The sequence below is a fragment of the Ruthenibacterium intestinale genome (assembly GCF_040096265.1).
Classification (GTDB): Bacteria; Bacillota; Clostridia; order Oscillospirales; family Ruminococcaceae; genus Ruthenibacterium; species Ruthenibacterium komagatae.
Map to the genome: position 1 here is coordinate 25,180 of NZ_JBBMFA010000056.1, position 17,120 is coordinate 42,299.

14 protein-coding genes and 5 pseudogenes are annotated in these 17,120 nt (G+C 53.7%); 16 read left to right on the top strand and 3 right to left on the bottom strand.

Going from position 1 to position 17,120, the window contains the following annotated elements:
• Positions 1-186: 186 nt before the first annotated feature.
• A complete protein-coding gene (locus WMO24_RS03370; protein WP_349214923.1) occupies positions 187-2,268 on the bottom strand; it encodes an elongation factor G in 2,082 nt (693 codons plus the stop codon).
• A 314-nt stretch (positions 2,269-2,582) separates the two neighbouring features.
• On the opposite strand from WMO24_RS03370, the gene WMO24_RS03375 reads away from it, so the two are divergent.
• The 9 genes and pseudogenes from WMO24_RS03375 to rpiB all read left to right on the top strand — a co-directional run bounded on the left by WMO24_RS03375 (position 2,583) and on the right by rpiB (position 11,915).
• A complete protein-coding gene (locus WMO24_RS03375; protein WP_349214924.1) occupies positions 2,583-3,482 on the top strand; it encodes an AraC family transcriptional regulator in 900 nt (299 codons plus the stop codon).
• A 112-nt stretch (positions 3,483-3,594) separates the two neighbouring features.
• Complete coding sequence (galE, locus tag WMO24_RS03380) at positions 3,595-4,617, top strand: UDP-glucose 4-epimerase GalE (protein WP_349214925.1); 1,023 nt, start codon at positions 3,595-3,597, stop codon at positions 4,615-4,617.
• Between the two features lie 135 nt (positions 4,618-4,752).
• Positions 4,753-5,751, top strand: coding sequence for a LacI family DNA-binding transcriptional regulator (locus tag WMO24_RS03385; protein ID WP_349214926.1), 999 nt, complete (start codon positions 4,753-4,755; stop codon positions 5,749-5,751).
• Positions 5,752-5,998: 247 nt separating this feature from the next.
• Positions 5,999-7,030, top strand: a complete 1,032-nt coding sequence (gene alsB / locus WMO24_RS03390; protein ID WP_349214927.1) for a D-allose transporter substrate-binding protein — start codon at positions 5,999-6,001, stop codon at positions 7,028-7,030.
• 165 nt (positions 7,031-7,195) lie between these two features.
• Complete coding sequence (locus WMO24_RS03395) at positions 7,196-8,737, top strand: sugar ABC transporter ATP-binding protein (RefSeq protein ID WP_349214928.1); 1,542 nt, start codon at positions 7,196-7,198, stop codon at positions 8,735-8,737.
• Between the two features lie 97 nt (positions 8,738-8,834).
• Positions 8,835-9,730: pseudogene (alsC, locus tag WMO24_RS03400) on the top strand (D-allose ABC transporter permease).
• A 21-nt stretch (positions 9,731-9,751) separates the two neighbouring features.
• Complete coding sequence (alsE, locus tag WMO24_RS03405) at positions 9,752-10,435, top strand: D-allulose 6-phosphate 3-epimerase (RefSeq protein ID WP_349214929.1); 684 nt, start codon at positions 9,752-9,754, stop codon at positions 10,433-10,435.
• Positions 10,436-10,451: 16 nt separating this feature from the next.
• Complete coding sequence (gene alsK / locus WMO24_RS03410) at positions 10,452-11,384, top strand: allose kinase (RefSeq protein ID WP_349214930.1); 933 nt, start codon at positions 10,452-10,454, stop codon at positions 11,382-11,384.
• A 66-nt stretch (positions 11,385-11,450) separates the two neighbouring features.
• Complete coding sequence (gene rpiB / locus WMO24_RS03415) at positions 11,451-11,915, top strand: ribose 5-phosphate isomerase B (protein ID WP_349214931.1); 465 nt, start codon at positions 11,451-11,453, stop codon at positions 11,913-11,915.
• 45 nt (positions 11,916-11,960) lie between these two features.
• Here the strand turns inward: rpiB and WMO24_RS03420 are convergent, their stop codons facing one another.
• Together WMO24_RS03420 and alr are read right to left on the bottom strand one after the other, a co-directional pair.
• A complete protein-coding gene (locus WMO24_RS03420; RefSeq protein WP_349214932.1) occupies positions 11,961-12,500 on the bottom strand; it encodes a cysteine hydrolase family protein in 540 nt (179 codons plus the stop codon).
• Positions 12,501-12,505: 5 nt separating this feature from the next.
• Positions 12,506-13,678 carry an alanine racemase gene (alr, locus tag WMO24_RS03425; RefSeq protein ID WP_349214933.1) on the bottom strand — a complete coding sequence of 391 codons (1,173 nt, stop codon included), beginning with the start codon at positions 13,676-13,678 and terminating at the stop codon, positions 12,506-12,508.
• A 302-nt stretch (positions 13,679-13,980) separates the two neighbouring features.
• Here alr and rplM point away from each other — a divergent pair, with 302 nt between their 5' ends.
• The 7 genes and pseudogenes from rplM to WMO24_RS03460 form a co-directional block, all read left to right on the top strand.
• A complete protein-coding gene (rplM, locus tag WMO24_RS03430) occupies positions 13,981-14,409 on the top strand; it encodes a 50S ribosomal protein L13 (protein ID WP_349214934.1) in 429 nt (142 codons plus the stop codon).
• Positions 14,410-14,424: 15 nt separating this feature from the next.
• A complete protein-coding gene (gene rpsI / locus WMO24_RS03435; protein WP_349214935.1) occupies positions 14,425-14,823 on the top strand; it encodes a 30S ribosomal protein S9 in 399 nt (132 codons plus the stop codon).
• Positions 14,824-15,266: 443 nt separating this feature from the next.
• Positions 15,267-15,641 (top strand): annotated as a pseudogene (locus WMO24_RS03440) (ParA family protein); the annotation flags it as partial.
• A pseudogene (locus tag WMO24_RS03445) lies at positions 15,637-16,395 on the top strand (DUF6017 domain-containing protein); the annotation flags it as partial. The pseudogenes WMO24_RS03440 and WMO24_RS03445, both read left to right, overlap by 5 nt.
• Before the next feature lie 48 nt (positions 16,396-16,443).
• Positions 16,444-16,806, top strand: a complete 363-nt coding sequence (locus WMO24_RS03450) for a DUF7768 domain-containing protein (RefSeq protein WP_002576354.1) — start codon at positions 16,444-16,446, stop codon at positions 16,804-16,806.
• Positions 16,799-16,954, top strand: a pseudogene (locus WMO24_RS03455) (DUF5720 family protein); the annotation flags it as partial. The gene WMO24_RS03450 and the pseudogene WMO24_RS03455, both read left to right, overlap by 8 nt.
• Positions 16,924-17,120 (top strand): annotated as a pseudogene (locus WMO24_RS03460) (recombinase); the annotation flags it as partial. The pseudogenes WMO24_RS03455 and WMO24_RS03460, both read left to right, overlap by 31 nt.

The window sequence follows — 17,120 nt, forward strand, 5'->3', positions numbered from 1 at the left end:
GTGACGAAATAGCAAAAAAGCAGCGGTAATATGAAAAAAATGTTCGACCGATGTCTGTTGATATGCTCTTATCGCCCTGTTTTTGCATTGCTTCAGTGTATGCATTTTAAGTCAGCTCTATGCACACGGAAGAGGACGGCGCCCCGCGCAAGCCGCTTGCATGGGGTGCCGTCCCGTTCATACAAATTATTCTTCGTCCGCTTTGACATCCATAAATTTCTTCGCTTCTTCGATCACTTTTCCTTCCAGCATCGAAGGCAACGGCTCATACCGCACAAAGTCAAAAGTAAAGCTTCCGCGGCCCTGCGTCACCTGGCGCAGGTAATTGGTAAAGTCATGCATCTCGCTGACCGGCACTTCTGCGTCTACCACCTGCGTATTGTCCTCTTCCGGGTTCATTCCCAGAACACGGCCGCGGCGCTTGGTGACTTCGCCCATAATATCGCCCGTCACATCTCCGGGAACATGCGCTTTCAAGGCGCCGATGGGCTCCAGAAGGATGGGGCCAGCCTCGGGCAAAGCCGCCTTATAAGCCAGTTTCGCCGCCATTTTAAAGGCCATTTCCGAAGAGTCCACCGGATGATAGCTGCCATCCAGCAGTGTCGCTTTCAGGCCGACCACCGGATATCCTGCCAAAACGCCGTGGTGAACCGCCTCCTGCAGGCCTTTTTCAACTGCCGGGAAGAAGTTTTTGGGCACACTGCCGCCGAACACTTTTTCCTCAAAGATGAAATCGCCCTCTGTGGTGGGCTCAAATTCGATCCACACATCACCGAACTGGCCGTGACCGCCCGTCTGTTTCTTATGGCGCCCCTGTGCCTTGCATTTTTTCCGAATGGATTCGCGGTATGCAATGCGCGGTTCCGTCAGGCTGACTTCCACACCAAATTTGCTCTTCAATTTGGCGCACACAACGTCCAGATGCTGCTCGCCCAAGCCGGAGAGAATCTGCTGCACGGTTTCCGTATTAATAGCATAACCGATGGTGGGATCTTCCTCCATCAAACGCTGCAACGCGCCGCTGATCTTGCTCTCGTCGCCTTTCTGTTTGACTTTGATCGCCATGGACAATGTGGGCGTGGAGAAGACCGGAGCGGGGAATGCCACGACCCGGCTGGGAGCGCACAGCGTATCGCCTGTTTTTGTGTTGGCCATTTTGGTGATCGCACCGATATCGCCCGCACCAATGGACGTAATGTCGGTTTGCTTTTTGCCTTTCAGCGCCACCAGTTTTCCAAGGCGCTCCGGCTCGCCGGTCCGGCTGTTCACCACCGAACTGTCAGCCTTCAATTCGCCTGCAACTACTTTTACATAGCTCAGTTTTCCCACAAAGGGATCCGCCACAGTCTTAAAGACATAGGCGCACAGGGGTGCATCGGGCACGCAATCCACTTCCACGGGGTTGCCGTCCCGGTCGGCGGCTTCGGCTCCGGCCGCACGTGCGGCGCTGGGCAGAAGCTTTTTCACGCCCCACAGGACCTGATCCACACCGGCCAAAAGCGTGGTGGCGCCGCAGAATACCGGCGTGATCGCACCCGTCTTGACACCATTTTTCACGCCTTCCGTCAGCTCTTCCTGCGTAAACGGCTCGCCTTCGAAGAACTTCTCCATCAGCGTGTCGTCCGTTTCCGCAACGGCCTCGCGCATGGCCTCCAGCAGGCCCTCTGTGCGGTGACCGTAACTGGGCACCGGCACCTCGCGCGCTGCGCCGTCCGCCGCATAGCTGTAAGCCTTCATGGTGATCAGGTTCAGGAACACGCGGCCGCCGGCCTGCTCAATGGGAACTACGACCGGACAGATGGACGGTCCGAAAGCGCTCTTCAAATCTTCAAACACCTTATAGAAATCAGCATGTTCCGCATCTACTTTTCCAATGTAAATCATACGGCTCTTGCCGTTTTTCAAAGCCAGCTTGTACGCCTTCTGGGCGCCTACGGTCAGGCCGCTGCGGGCGGAAACCGTGATCAGAACGCTCTCTGCAGCGCCAATACCTTCCTGCTGGCCCACTTCAAAATCAAACAGACCCGGGGTATCGATCAGGTTAATTTTTACTCCGTCATACTCCACAGGTGCCAGAGCCATCGAAAGCGAAGTATGCCGTTTTATCTCTTCCGGGTCAAAATCGCATACGGTATTGCCATCTTCCACGCGGCCGAAACGATCTGTTCCTTTTGTCAGGTACAGCATGGCCTCTGCCAGGGTGGTTTTGCCGGAACCGCTGTGGCCGGCAAGCATGACATTACGGATGTGGTCATTTGCATAATTCATAAACTACTTACCCTCTTTCGTTCGTCGCCGGACCAGCGTCCTTGGCAACTTATACAAAAATATTATCACATACAACGTGATTTTTAAAGTTTTTACTGTAAAAAATTCCAAATTCCGTGTACAATCTTTGGGGGGCATCCTTGTGCAAAACAACTAAAATTGTTTTCAAATCCCTCTCAGGCGCTGCGAAATCCACTTTGACTGCAACTGCAAAATTTGCATAATCCGCCTTTATTGTTTGCACAATCTGCTTTACAACTTCGTGCAAATATGCTTAAATAAGAGGTAAGAAAAAACGTGGGGAGGGAAGCTGTATGGGATATGAGGCACTGCCGCTCAAATCTGCTCTGTGCGTGGAGGCCATTGTGTCTGTTCACTATTTCGAGTATTCCAGCAATTACTACTTTGAAGGCGAACAACACGATTTCTGGGAATTTCTGTATGTGGACAAAGGCGAACTGGACGTTCTGGCCGGCGAGGAAACCCATCGGCTTCACAAGGGACAGATGATTTTCCATCAGCCCGGCGAATTTCACGCCCTGCGCACCACCGGGGTTGCTCCCAACCTGGTCGTGATCAGCTTTGTCTGCCGCGACCCCGCCATGCATTTTTTTGACGGGCGCCGCTTTGATGTAGGTGACACGGTACGTATGCATCTGGCAGCGGTTCTGGAGGAGGCAGAATCCGCATTCAGCACTCCGCTGAATGACCCCCTGACCACCCGCCTGATCCGCCGCGAGGATGCGCCTTTTGGTGCGGACGGGATGATTTCTTCTCACCTGGAGCAAATGCTGATTTCCCTGGTCCGTCAGGAACAGACGCTTCATCGCGAAGAAAAGCCTTCCAGTCTGATTCGCACGCGCAATCAGCAGGATTTTGTGGACCATGTGACTGCTTATCTTCATGCCAATCTTTCGCAGCGCCTGACGTTGGCCGACGTGTGCCGTGAAAATCTGGTAGGCCGCAGTTATCTGCAAAAAATCTTTCGCGAGAAAACCGGCGGCGGCGTGATGGAGTACTTCGGCGAACTGAAGATCCGCGCTGCACAGGAATACATCCGCGAGGGACGTTACAACTTCACGGAAATTGCTTCCATGTTGGGATATAATTCCATCCACTATTTTTCCCGTCATTTCAAAAAGGTCACAGGCATGACTCCCAGCGAATACGCGTCCAGCGTGAAGGTGCTCGCCGGCAAGAACCGCATTGAATAAGTTAATTCTGCAAAATTTGTATGCAAAAATCCATTTAACAAATGCCTCGCGGGCCGTACAATGAACATAGAAGAACAACCATCCGTGAACTTGAAAAAGGAGTGTTTTTTCCATGGCGATTTTGGTAAACGGCGGCGCCGGATACATCGGCAGCCACACCTGCATTGAATTGATGAAGGCCGGTTACGACATCATTGTGGCCGACAATCTGTACAACTCCTGTGAAGAGGCGCTGCACCGCGTAGAGCAGATCAGCGGGCGCAAGGTTCCTTTTGTAAATGTGGACCTGTGCGATGCGGCCGCGGTGGATCAGCTGTTCGCCAGCCATCCTGAGATTGAGGCGGTCATCCATTTCGCCGCCTACAAGGCGGTCGGCGAAAGCGTTCAGAAACCGCTGGAGTATTACACCAACAACCTGGGCTGCACACTGACCGTGCTGAACGCCATGCGCAAATACGGCGTCAAGAACTTCGTGTTCTCTTCCTCTGCCACCGTGTATGGCGATCCCGCCACTGTGCCCATCACCGAGGATTTCCCCACGGGTGCCACCACCAACCCCTATGGCACCACCAAAGTGATGATGGAGCAGATTCTGAAAGATGTCTGCAAAGCCGATCCCACCATGAATGTGGCTTTGCTGCGCTATTTCAACCCCATCGGTGCACATGAGAGCGGTCTGATTGGTGAAGACCCCAACGGAATCCCCAACAATCTGGTGCCCTATATTGCCAAAGTCGCTGTGGGCAAACTGGAAAAAGTACATGTCTTCGGCAATGACTATCCCACGCCCGACGGCACCGGCGTGCGCGACTACATTCATGTAGTGGATTTGGCCACCGGCCATGTGGCGGCGCTGAAAAAACTCGCCACCGGATGCGGCCTGTTCATTTGCAACCTGGGCACCGGCCACGGCTACAGCGTGTTGGACGTGATCCATGCCTATTCCAAAGCCTGCGGAAAAGAACTTCCCTATGTGATCGATCCCCGCCGGCCCGGCGACATCGCCGAGTGCTACGCGGATCCCCGCAAAGCCAAGGAAGAACTGGGCTGGGAAGCACAGTACGGAATTGAAGAAATGTGCGCTTCCAGCTGGAAGTGGCAGAGCATGAATCCCGATGGATACAAAGGGGCCTGATGTTCCTTGGCGGGCGGCGAAAAGCCGCCCGCTTTTTCTGTATTTTGGATTCGGCTTGCAAATATTGTACAGCAACAGTATACTGAAAACAGTAATAAATTACTGTATGTTCCGTGCAGTTCAGGAGGGAACCGAGTGGAAAAAGTAAAAAGCATTAAGGAAATCGCCCGGCTGGCCGGGGTTTCAACCGCGACGGTCTCCCGTGTGATCAACCAGAACGGGCGTTTTTCCAAAGAGACAGAGGAACGCGTCCGCCGCATCATCCGGCAGACGGAATACGTCCCCAACATGAGCGCCAAGGGGCTTCGCACCAACCGGACCCGCGTTGTAGGACTTGTGGTACCCGACATCACCAACCCCCACTTTTCCAGCCTGGTTCTGAAATTGGAAATGAATTTCTTCGAGCACGGGTATTCCTGCCTGATCTGCAATACCAACGAATCGGAAAAACTGGAGCGCAAACACATCCATACCCTTTCCGCTCAAAATGTCAGCGGCATTGTTTTGATTTCCGGCACGCGCAATTACTCAGAACTGGACGATGTGCCCGTGATCTATGTGGACCGCCCGTCCCGCAGCCAGAACAGCAGCGGCGTGATGATCGAGTCCGACAACGAAGAAGGCGGCTACCTGGCCACACAGGAACTTTTAAATGCCGGGTGTCGGCACCTGGTAATTCTGAAGTGCCTGAGCAGCGACACCAACCAGTTTTCCCGCTACAGGGGATTTCAGAGGGCTCTCGCGGAACATGGCATTGAAGAAGACCCTCATTTGTATGTGGATTTGCCCGAGGTGTCCAGTGAGAAAGCCCGCAATGCCATCACCTGGCTTCTGGAACAGAACTTTCATTTTGACGGCATCATGTGCACCACCGACACCATCGCGGCCGGCGCGCTGATTGCCCTGCGCGAACACGGTCTTTCCGTTCCGGAGGATGTCCTGGTGACCGGTTTCGACGACAGTCAGCTGGCAATTTCCTGCGGGCCCGGAATCACCAGTGTACATCAGGATGTCTCCAAAATGGCTCAGTTGGCCACGGGACTCCTTCTGGAAATGATTTGCGGTAAAATGCCCAAACAAACGTATTATCAATTACCGGTCTATTTGGAGGTGCGAGCTTCCACGCGGCGGTAATCGTCTTTTTTCGCAGCGCGCTGCCTGACAGTGCGCTGCTTTTTTGTTGTTGTTTTGTTATATTCACAGGTAAATTGCACAATTTGAGCAAACGATTACTCACCAAATTGATGAAAATCTTTCCCTTGTATTGACTTTTATTTGGACAAATAATATTATTATGGCGTTGCGAAAACGATTACTCGTTTTCACCGGAATCGTTCCCCGGCCTGCATCGCCAGGCACAAATTTTTAGGAGGATAAAGACATGAAAAAAGCAAAAGTTCTCGTAGCAGTCATGATGGCTGTGGTCATGGGTTTGAGCATGGTCGCCTGCGGCGGCAGCTCTTCCAGCACCAGCACCGCAGCAAGCACCGCCTCCACTTCTGAACCGGCCGACAGCGTTGGAACAGAAAGCGGCGACGCTGAGTATGCTGTGATCCTGAAAGTTCTCTCCAGCCAGTTCTGGCAGAGCATGCGCGACGGCATTCAGGCCAAAGCGGATGAGCTGGGAATCAAAGTTGACATTTACGCAGCCAACACCGAGGATGACGTAGAAGGCCAGGTCACCCTGCTGGAAAATGCCATCTCCAAAGGCTACAAAGCCATCGGCGTGGCCCCCATCTCCAACGTGAACCTGAACAACGCGATTGCTGACGCCACCGAAAAAGGCATCAAAATCGTCAACATCGACGAGAAAGTCGACATGGAAGCTCTGGCCGAACTGGGCGGCGCCTGCACCGCATATGTTGCCACGGATAACGTGGGCGTTGGCCGCATGGGCGCTGAGTACCTGATTGAGCAGATCGGCGGCGAAGGTGAAGTTGCCATCGTCGAAGGCAAAGCCGGTGCCGTTTCCGGTGAGAACCGCCGCGACGGCGCGAAAGCCGCTTTTGAAGAAGCCGGCCTGACCATCGTTGAGAGCCAGCCCGCTGACTGGGACCGCACCAAAGCGTATGACCTGGCGACCAACTACATCACTGCGCATCCCGACCTGAAAGCCATCTACTGCTGCAACGACACCATGGCCATGGGCGTTCAGGAAGCCGTTGAAGCTTCCGGCAAGGACATCAAAGTCTGCGGCACCGACGGCAATGACGACGCCATCCAGTCTGTTGCGGACGGCAAGCTGTGCGCAACCGTTGCGCAGGACCCCGCCGCTGTTGGCGCGAAAGGCCTGGAGCTGATGGTGCAGGCCGTTGAGGAAGATCTTCCCATGGAGCCGGGCGCTGAAGTTCCCACCACGGGCATCGACGCGATCCTGATCACCGCTGACAACGCGGCTGACTACCTGACATAAAATCCGAACGTTTCACTCCGACCATGCAGGCCCCGCCTGCATGGTCGGAATCTTAATGGAAAGATGCTGTGAGCGATGGGCATTGCGGCCCGGCCGGAATGTCTATCCTGCTGACAGCATCTGAAAAGTGCGCAGTCAAACGATTTTTTGAAGGGGGAGGACGCGATGGAGCCCATTGTCCAAATGAACGGAATCACCAAGCGCTTTCCGGGTGTCGTGGCGCTGGACCACATCAACTTTGATGTGAAGCCCGGTGAAGTCCACGTGCTGCTTGGCGAAAACGGTGCCGGCAAATCCATATTGATGAAGGTGCTGAGCGGCGCCTACACACCGGATGAAGGAACCATTGTTCTGAACGGAAAAGAATACAAACGCCTCACACCGCATTTGTCCGCGGAAGGCGGCATCAGCATCATCTATCAGGAATTGAGTGTGGTCAACTGGCTGGACATTCGTGAAAATATTTTTATGGGCCGTCTGCCCTGCAAAAAAGTGGGACCTGCTCACATGGTGGATTACGCCACCATGAACAAGCGCACAGAAGAACTTCTGGCAAAAGTCAACCTGTCTCACCGAAAGCCCACCACCAATGTAGGCGATTTGAGCATCAGTGAAAAGCAGATGGTGGAGATTGCCAAAGCAGTGGCATTCAACGCCAAGGTCATCGTCATGGACGAACCCACCTCTTCCCTGACCGAAGAGGAAGTGCAGAAGCTTTTCACCATCATTCGCCAGCTCAAAGAAGAGGGCAAAGGCGTTGTTTTCATCTCCCACAAGCTGTCCGAAATTGCTGAGATCGGCGACCGCATCACCATTATGAAAGACGGCGGTTATGTGGGCACGTATCAGGTTTCCGACCTGACCACCGACGACATGATCCGCCTGATGGTTGGGCGCGAAATCAAAGGTACTTATCAGCACGCACCGGAAGAACATTATCAGTTCGGCGATGTTCTCTTTGAATGCAAGCATCTCACCCGCAAAGACGGGCGCGTGAAGGACGTTTCCTTCTCCCTGCGCAAAGGCGAAATCCTCGGCTTCTCCGGTCTGGTCGGCGCGGGCCGCAGTGAGACCATGTGCGCCATTTACGGCGCCGCCCCTATCGCTTCCGGCGAGGTCTGGCTGAACGGCAAACAGCTGCACATCAAAAATCCGTACAGTGCGCTGCGCCAGGGCATTGGTCTTGTGACCGAGAACCGGCGCGAGACCGGATTTTTCCAAAACTTCAGCAACAAGCGCAACATTTCCATCGCCTATCAGCTGAAGAATTCTTCTCTGGATGGCATGGGCGGTATTACAAACGATGCTCTGGAGAAAAAAATCGCGGAAAAGCAGCGGATGGAAATTCAAATCAAATGCGCGTCTCTTGAGCAACTTACCTCGCAGCTTTCCGGCGGCAACCAGCAGAAAGTCATTCTGGGCAAATGGATGGCAGCCGACGTGAAACTTTTGATTTTTGACGAACCCACCAAGGGCATTGACGTAGGTACCAAGAGCGAAAATTACAAATTGATGCGCGGTCTTGCAGATCGCGGGATCGGCGTGATCGTGGTGTCCAGCGAAATGCCGGAGCTGCTGGGCTTGTGCGACCGGATTGCCGTCATGGCCGATGGCCGGATCACGGCAATGTACGACATTGCAGACGCAACCGAAGAGAAACTGGCGAAGGCTGCCACCGGCGAAGTGGCCGTCAGTGAAACCGCGTGACCACAGGGAGGAATGGAAATTGAAAACGCTTGAGAAGAAAAAGTTCACCTTTACGGACTACTGGGACCGTTACAGTACCATCACGATCCTGGCCATCATGATCATCGTATTCGGCATTTTGCGCCCGGAAAGTTTTCTCACCAGTTCCAACCTGATCAAAATCGTGGAGCAGAGCTCCATCACCATTCTGCTGGGTCTGGGCGAGTTCTTTGCCATTCTTTTGGGCGGCATTGACCTGAGCGTCAGCTCTACCATGGCTCTGTCCGGTGCACTGACCGCACAGCTGATGGCCAACGCCGGCATGAATCCCCTGCTGGCGGTTCTCATCGGCGTCGTGGTGTTCGGCGCGATCATCGGCCTTCTGAACGGCTTTCTGGTCACCGCTACCGGCCTGCCCCCTTCATCATCACGCTGGGTACGCAAGCCATTCTGCGCAGCCTTGTCTACATTATTACCGACGCCCGTGCGGTGTCCGGCCTGCCTGCTTCTTTCTCCAAAGTGGTCGGCGGAAAACTGTTTGATGTGATTCCTGTTCCCATTCTCGTGGCGTTGGTCACCGCTGCGATCCTCACCATCTTTACCTCAAAGCTGCAATGTGGCCGCAACCTGTATGCGCTGGGCGGCAATGCGCAGTCTGCCTGGTATGCCGGCATCACCGTCAAAAAGCACACCATCCTGGCTTTCTGCATCTCCGGCGTATGCGCTGCTCTGGCCGGTATGGTCAACATCGCCCGTCTGGCAGCTGCCGAGCCCAATGCCGGTACCGGTTATGAAACCTATGCCATTGAGGCTGTTATCATCGGCGGCGCTTCCTTCTTCGGCGGCATCGGCAAGATTCCCAAAGTGGTGATCGGCGGTTTGATCATCGGCGTAATCAACAACGGTTTGAACATGGTCGGCGTTTCCAGCTACTATCAGCAGCTTGCCATGGGCTGCCTGCTGATTCTGGCCGTCACCCTGGACCGTTTCTTCGGCGCCAGCCGCAAAAACTGATTTTTCACGGGAGGATTATGTATGAAACCTGAGTTTTCCGTAAGCCTGATGTGCATGGATTTCTTGGACATCAAGCACCAGATCGAAATACTGGATCAAAACATGGATGGTTATCACATCGATATCATGGACGGCCATTATTGCAAAAATATTACACTGAGCCCTGATTTCATGAAAGCCTGCGCTCGGATGGCCAAAAAGCCCATGGACGTGCATCTGATGACCACCAATCCCAATGACTGGATCGATGCCTGCGCTGCTGCCGGTGCGGCCATGATCAGTCCTCATGCCGAGACCATCAACACGGATTGCTTCCGCACGCTGAACCGCATTCGGGATGCGGGCTGCCAGGTAGGTGTTACGCTGAATCCGGCTACACCTCTGTCCTATTGCAAACACTATCTGAATCGAATTGATGTTTTGACCCTGATGACGGTGGACGTGGGGTTTGCCGGCCAGCCGTTTATCACCGAGATTCTGGACAAAATCGCCGAGGCCAAACGCCTGCGCGAAGAAAATGGCTGGCATTACAAAATCATGATCGACGGTTCGTGCAACAAAAAGACGTTCAAGCGCCTGTACGAGGCCGGCGCCGATGTATTTATTCTCGGTTCCTCCGGTCTGTTCTCTCTGGATGTTGACCTTCAGACTGCCTGTGATAAAATGAAAGCACAGTTTGAGGAAGAAACAGGGGTAAAACCGTAAAAAGGGGGAGGACACCATGAGTGCATCTGAGCGTCTTGTACTTGGCATAGACATCGGCGGCACCAATATGCGCTTTGCGCTGGTGGATGAGCAACAGAATATGACCGCATTTGAGCGGTTGGACACACAAAGTATCTTTGCGGAAGTGGGACATCCGACGGAAAAACTCGCCGAATGTATCCGAACCTATTGCGGCCGCCATTTGGACGGTGCCATGCCGCTGGCAGTTTCCATTGGCTTTCCGTCCACCATTAATCGCGAGCGTACCGTCGTGGTGCAAACGCCCAACATCGCCTGCATCCCGGACAATTACGCCGTTGTGGAAGAGTTGGGCAGTGCCCTGGGAATTCCTGTTTACATCAACCGCGACGTGAACAATCTTTTGTTCTTTGATCTGGTTGATCTTGGCCTGACAAGCTGCGATTGCGTGGCGGGCATTTACTTTGGAACGGGAATCGGCAACGCTGTTCTGGTAAACGGAAAGATCATGCTGGGCAGAAACGGCGTCGCGGCAGAATTGGGGCACCTTCCCGTCTATGGAAACAAGCGTGTATGCAAATGCGGCAATGTCAGCTGCCTGGAAACAGTTGTCTCCGGCGTGGCGCTGGAAAGCATCCAGGCCGAGCATTTCCCGGAGACATCGATCAAAAAGATTTTTGCAGAGCACATGGATTCCGGCATCATGCAGGAGTTTGTGGAAGGAATGGGCCAGGCGGTCGCCGCAGAGGTCAATTTGTTTGATCCTGACTGCGTTGTACTTGGCGGCGGCCTTCTGCAAATGGAAGGGTTCCCCCATGCAATGCTGGAAGCGGCCGTCCATCGCTATGCGCGGAAGCCCTATCCGGAAAACAATCTGGAACTGCGCTATTCCCGGCCGAACCAGGCCAACGGAACCGTGGGCGCTGCAATCTATGCGTTTAAACGTATGACGGATCCCAAGTATCTGTAACTGAAATCTGGCCCTTTTGAAACAAAAGGGCCAGATTTTTGACCAATTTAACAGGAGGCATTGAATATGAAACTGGCAATCGGAAACGATCACGTAGCCGTGGAGATGAAAAAAGAAATCAAAGCTTATCTGGAGGCCAAAGGAATTGAAATGGTCGATGTGGGTACCAACAGCACCGAGCGCTTCAACTACCCGATCAGCGGCTACAAAGTTGCTCAAATGGTTGCGGCCGGCGAAGTGGACGGCGGCGTACTGATTTGCGGCACCGGCGTCGGCATCTCGCTGGCTGCCAATAAAGTAAAAGGCATTCGCGCATGCGTATGCAGCGAGCCTTACTCCGCCAAACTTTCCAAACAGCACAACAACACCAATATCATCGCTTTCGGCGCTCGCGTGATTGGCGTGGAAACCGCGAAAATGATCGTAGACGAATGGCTGAACGCAGAGTATGAAGGCGGCCGCCATCAGGTACGCGTGGACATGATCGCCGAGATCGAGAACACCGGCCATCTGCAGGCAGCAGAAGAATAACACCGGATAAGAAAAGGCGTGCGGAAAATTCGCACGCCTTTTCATTTAAACAATATTGTATCCCATTCCCGCCAAAACGGCCAATGCCCGCTCGTGATTCTCCTCTGTTGCCGCCGCGCACAGAGAACGGTGGATTGTAACCGGCGCGTTCAAAAAGTGGCTGTGCAGCACAATCGCATTGGACAGCACACAAATATCCGTCACCACACCGCACAGCGCAATCTCGTCCGGTGCCCCGCCGCACAGCGTCAGCACCTGGCCCGGAAGAGCGGCGCTTCCGAATGTCGGTTTGTCCACTACCATCACGTTGGGGTGCACCTCATTCTCATAAGCAGCCAGCTTTCCGTACAGATGCCAGCCGTCTGTTCCCCGAACGCAATGAGGCACCGGCAAAAACATTCCCTCACGCGTCTGCAAATAATTTTCCGGATGCGTATCCCGTGTAAACAATACGTAGCCGCCGCTCTGCTCGTATTCGGTCACCTTTGCAGCAATGCCGTCTTCCAGTTTCCGGGCAGCCGGATTTTCCAGCGCACCGGTCACAAAATCGTTCTGATAATCCACCACTACCAGCAGTTTTTTCATCCGGCTCATTCTCCTTCCAGATAATTGACAAAATCCACTTCCCTGCCGTTTTCCACATAGACACGAGGCACGCGTCGGCCGATATCGCACAAAATCTCGTAGTTAACCGTATTGGCAGCCGCTGCGATATCATCCACGCTGTGGGCGATACCATCGCCGAAAATCACTGCCTCGTCCCCTGCTTTCACATCGGGAATTTCGGTCACATCCACCATCATCTGGTCCATGCATACACGGCCCAGCACACGGGCAGGTTTCCCGTGCAGAGACACCACGCCGCGGTTGGACATTACCCTGGGATAACCATCTGCGTAACCCACAGGCAATGTCGCCACACGCATGGGCTTTTCTGCGGTGAACGTGCACCCATAGCTGACTTTGTCTCCCTGCGCCAGATTTTTGACCATCGACACAACCGCCTTCAGCTTCATGGCGGGTGTCAACCCCGGCAGGCGTACATCGGAAGAAGGATCGCACCCGTACAGAATGATGCCCGGGCGGACCATATCCAGATGATACTGCGGCCATGCAAATGTGCCCGCGGAATTGCAGCAATGGGCCACCGCAATGGAATGCCCTTTTTCTTTCAGTGCCTGAATTACGCGTTCAAACACATTGTACTGTGCTTTGGTGTATTCCACATCCTCGGGGATGTTGCTGTCCGCCACGGCAAAATGCGTAAAAATGCCCACCACGGCCAAGCCGGGCATGCTGCAAACTTCATTCATTTCTTCCACAGCAGCCTCAAAATCATCCCGTGCCGTAAAACCAATGCGCCCCATGCCCGTGTCCACTTTCAGGTGCACGTTTACCGTGACGCCTGCACGCTGGGCCGCACGGGAAAGCTCCCTTGCGTATTCCAGCGAAAAAACAGTCTGCATAATATCGTTTACTGCCAAAGCCGCCGCGTTGTGTGCGCCGGTATAGCCTAAAATCAAAATTGGTTTTGCCACGCCGACCCGGCGCAGGCGGACTGCTTCTTCAAAGCCGGAAACGGCAAACCGGTCTGCTCCTTCTTCGTCCAAAAGCGTGACCACCGCCACATCCCCATGGCCGTAGGCATCTGCTTTCACGACCGCCATCACTGCCGCGTCTTCCGCCTTGCTTTTCACCAGGCGATAATTGTGCCGCAATGCGCCAAGGTCCACCTCAGCCCAACAGCGTCTGTCAAAATCCATATCAAAACCACCTTATTGGAATTCGATCTCTTCCCTCCGCGCTTTCTGCGGATACATTATATATAGTAGCACAGCCGTGCTGGCAAGGCAAACAGAACCCTGTCGCTTTTTTAAAAATCGCACATTAGAAAACAAGAGAAAACAAGAGATTGAGAGAGATTGAGAGAGATTGAAATGCATAAATTAAAAAATTAAGAAAAAGGTATTGACGCGAAGCATACTTTTCGCTATAATCAAATCTGCACGATTTCAAAAGCAGGATTTTTATACCTGTTTCGAGACAATTTTAGGAGGATATACACATGAGCACAACTCTTGCAAAAGCTGGCAAAGTTGACCGCAAGTGGTATGTGATCGACGCCGCTGGCAAGCCCCTCGGCCGTACCGCTGCCACCGCCGCCGTTCTGCTGCGCGGCAAAAATAAGGTCACCTTTACTCCCAATGTGGACTGCGGCGACCATGTTGTCATCATCAACTGCGACAAAGCGGTTCTGACCGGCAGCAAACTGACCAAGAAATATCACTATCATCACAGCGGCTGGATCGGCGGCATGAAAGCTGTTCAGTACCGTACTCTGATGGCTGAAAACCCCGAGAAGGCTATGATGCTGGCTGTTAAGGGCATGCTGCCCGGCAACTCTCTGGGTGCCAGCGCGCTGAAACGTCTGCGCGTGTACAAAGGCAGCGAGCACGGCCACGCTGCTCAGAAGCCCGAAGCTTATACACTGTAACAGGAGGCAAACGAGATGTACGAGACGAAATCTTATTTCTACGGCACTGGTCGCCGTAAAAACTCTGTTGCCCGTGTTCGTGTATACAACGGCACCGGCAAGATCACCATCAACGACCGCGATATCGACGAGTATTTCGGTCTGGAGACCCTGAAGCTGGTTGTTCGTCAGCCTCTGGCCCTGACCGGCCTGGAGAACAAGTTCGACATCGTTGTCCGCGTTTCCGGCGGCGGTGTTTCCGGACAGGCTGGCGCCATCCGTCATGGTCTGTCCCGCGCTTTGCTGGTTTATGACGAGAACCTGCGTCCGGAGCTGAAGAAAGCCGGCTTCCTGACCCGCGATCCTCGTATGAAAGAGCGTAAAAAGTACGGCCTCAAGGCTGCCCGTCGCGCTCCGCAGTTCAGCAAGCGCTAAACTTTATCAAAAGTGGTCAAAAACCCCGGAACTACGCGGTTTCCGGGGTTTTTCCTTTTCAAATGGTTTGACGCAATTTGACAGAACGAAGCCTCTTTTAACCCGTTTTCTATGGGTTAAATGGTGGACAACCACCCCAAAAAGAGGGCTTATGGGTTAAAAAATAGGACAACCGAGACGCGATTTTGGGATGCCAAGGGGATGTTTATTTATACATCTCCAAGAGACCTTTTTCGTGAAAACGGTTTGTCTGAATTTGACCTAATTTGAACAAAAGAGAATAAATCTAATCGCCAAGCGCTCAGTATTTTCTACTGGGCGCTTTTTGCGTTTCCGGGGAATTTCATTCCGGGATAAGAAAAGGCCGTCACTTTCAATTTTTGAAGTGGCGGCTTTTTCTATTTCCAGAAGCCATAGAACAATTCAGAAATGAGGTGAAGTCATTGAACACGCAAATCATCGCCATCGCCAACCAGAAAGGCGGCGTTGGCAAGACAACCACCTGCGCGAACCTGGGGATTGGGCTGGCGCAGGCCGGAAAGAAAGTGCTGCTGATCGACGGGGACCCGCAAGGCAGCCTGACCATCAGCCTGGGCCACCCCCAGCCGGACAAGCTGCCCTTTACCCTGTCCGACGCGATGGGCCGTATCCTGATGGACGAGCCGCTGCGCCCCGGCGAGGGTATCCTGCACCACCCGGAGGGCGTTGACCTGATGCCCGCAGACATCCAGCTCTCCGGCATGGAGGTCTCCCTGGTGAACGCCATGAGCCGAGAGACCATCCTGCGGCAGTATCTGGACACGCTCAAGGGACAGTACCCGTGGACTTGCGAAAATCTGCAAGGAGGGCGTTGATGCCATCGGCAGTGCGCTGCGGGAGTTGGAAACCGCCGGTTACATCGTGCGGAACCAGCTGCGGGACCAACAAGGCCGGATCAGCGACACCGAGTATGTGATTTATGAGAAACCCCAGCCCAGGCAGCCAGAAACGCCAAGGCCGGATACGGCTGTACCAGATACGGCTTCACCAGATACGGAAAACCCGTATCTGGATAAACCGGATACGGAAAAGCCCGCAGAATTAAATATAGAGAAACCAAATACTCAAAAACAAAATACTCATGGAGCAAGTACCGATTCCATTCCCTTCCGGGAAACAGCGGCAGCACAGCTGCCGGAACGGAAAGGAAGGGATGCGATGTCTGTCTCAGAGATAGAAAATTATCGGGAATTGATTCTGGAGAACATCGAGTATGACTATCTGTGCAGAGAGTTTTCGACCTACCGTGAGGACCTGGACGAGATTGTGGAGCTGATGGTGGAGACCGTTTGTGCCAAACGTAAAACCACTCGGATCGCTGGCAGCGACTTTCCCCATGAAGTCGTGCGCTCCCGGTTCTTGAAGCTGGATAGCGAGCATATCCGATTTGTCATGGACGGTATGCAGAAAAACACCACGGAGGTCCGCAATATGAAACAGTATTTGCTTGCAGTGCTGTTCAACGCGCCCACCACGATCAGCAATCACTACACCGTACAAGTCAATCACGATATGAACACAGGCGGCTGGTAAACAGCCGCTTTTCTGTTGCCCGGCAATACCGGGAGAAAGGATTTTGCCATGAAACGACCTCTTGCCTACATTACGGCTCCCTGGAGCAACAACCAGTATGAGAACGCCGAGAACGCTGCCACCTACTGCCGCCAGGTGTACGACGCCGGGTATTCGCCCATCTGCCCGGTTCTGTTCTTGTCCACCTTCCTCAAGGACGAGATTCCCCAGGAACACAAGGACGGGCTGGATATGGCGCGAGACTATCTGCGCCGGTCCCATGTGCTGGTGGTCTGCGGCCACGGCATCGACGAGACCGTGAAGAATGACATCGCCACCGCTGAGCGCCTGCGGATCACCGCTACCACCCTGGACGGTATCCTGACTGTGAAAGGCCAGGGACGCGGGAAAGGAGGTGCGCGCCATGCCTGAGCGTAAGACCGTGGGCCAGCTGATGGAGGAAATGCGGCTCAAGGCCGGGGCGCAGAACTACCACGGCCATGAGTACATGGATTTGGAGCGGTTTGCCGAGGACACCCGGCACATGATTATTGCAGCGAGTACCACAAGGGGAAAGCCAAAAACCCCAAGTGCCATTCCCCACACATCATTGACGCTGACTTGCTTATGCAGACCGTCGCGGAAGTGCTGAAGAAAATCGAGGACTACTCTATCAGCAACCGGGCGGAGTTTGAAGCCTTAGTGAAAAAGAACCTTGCCATGCAGCAGACCGACCAGACCAAGAA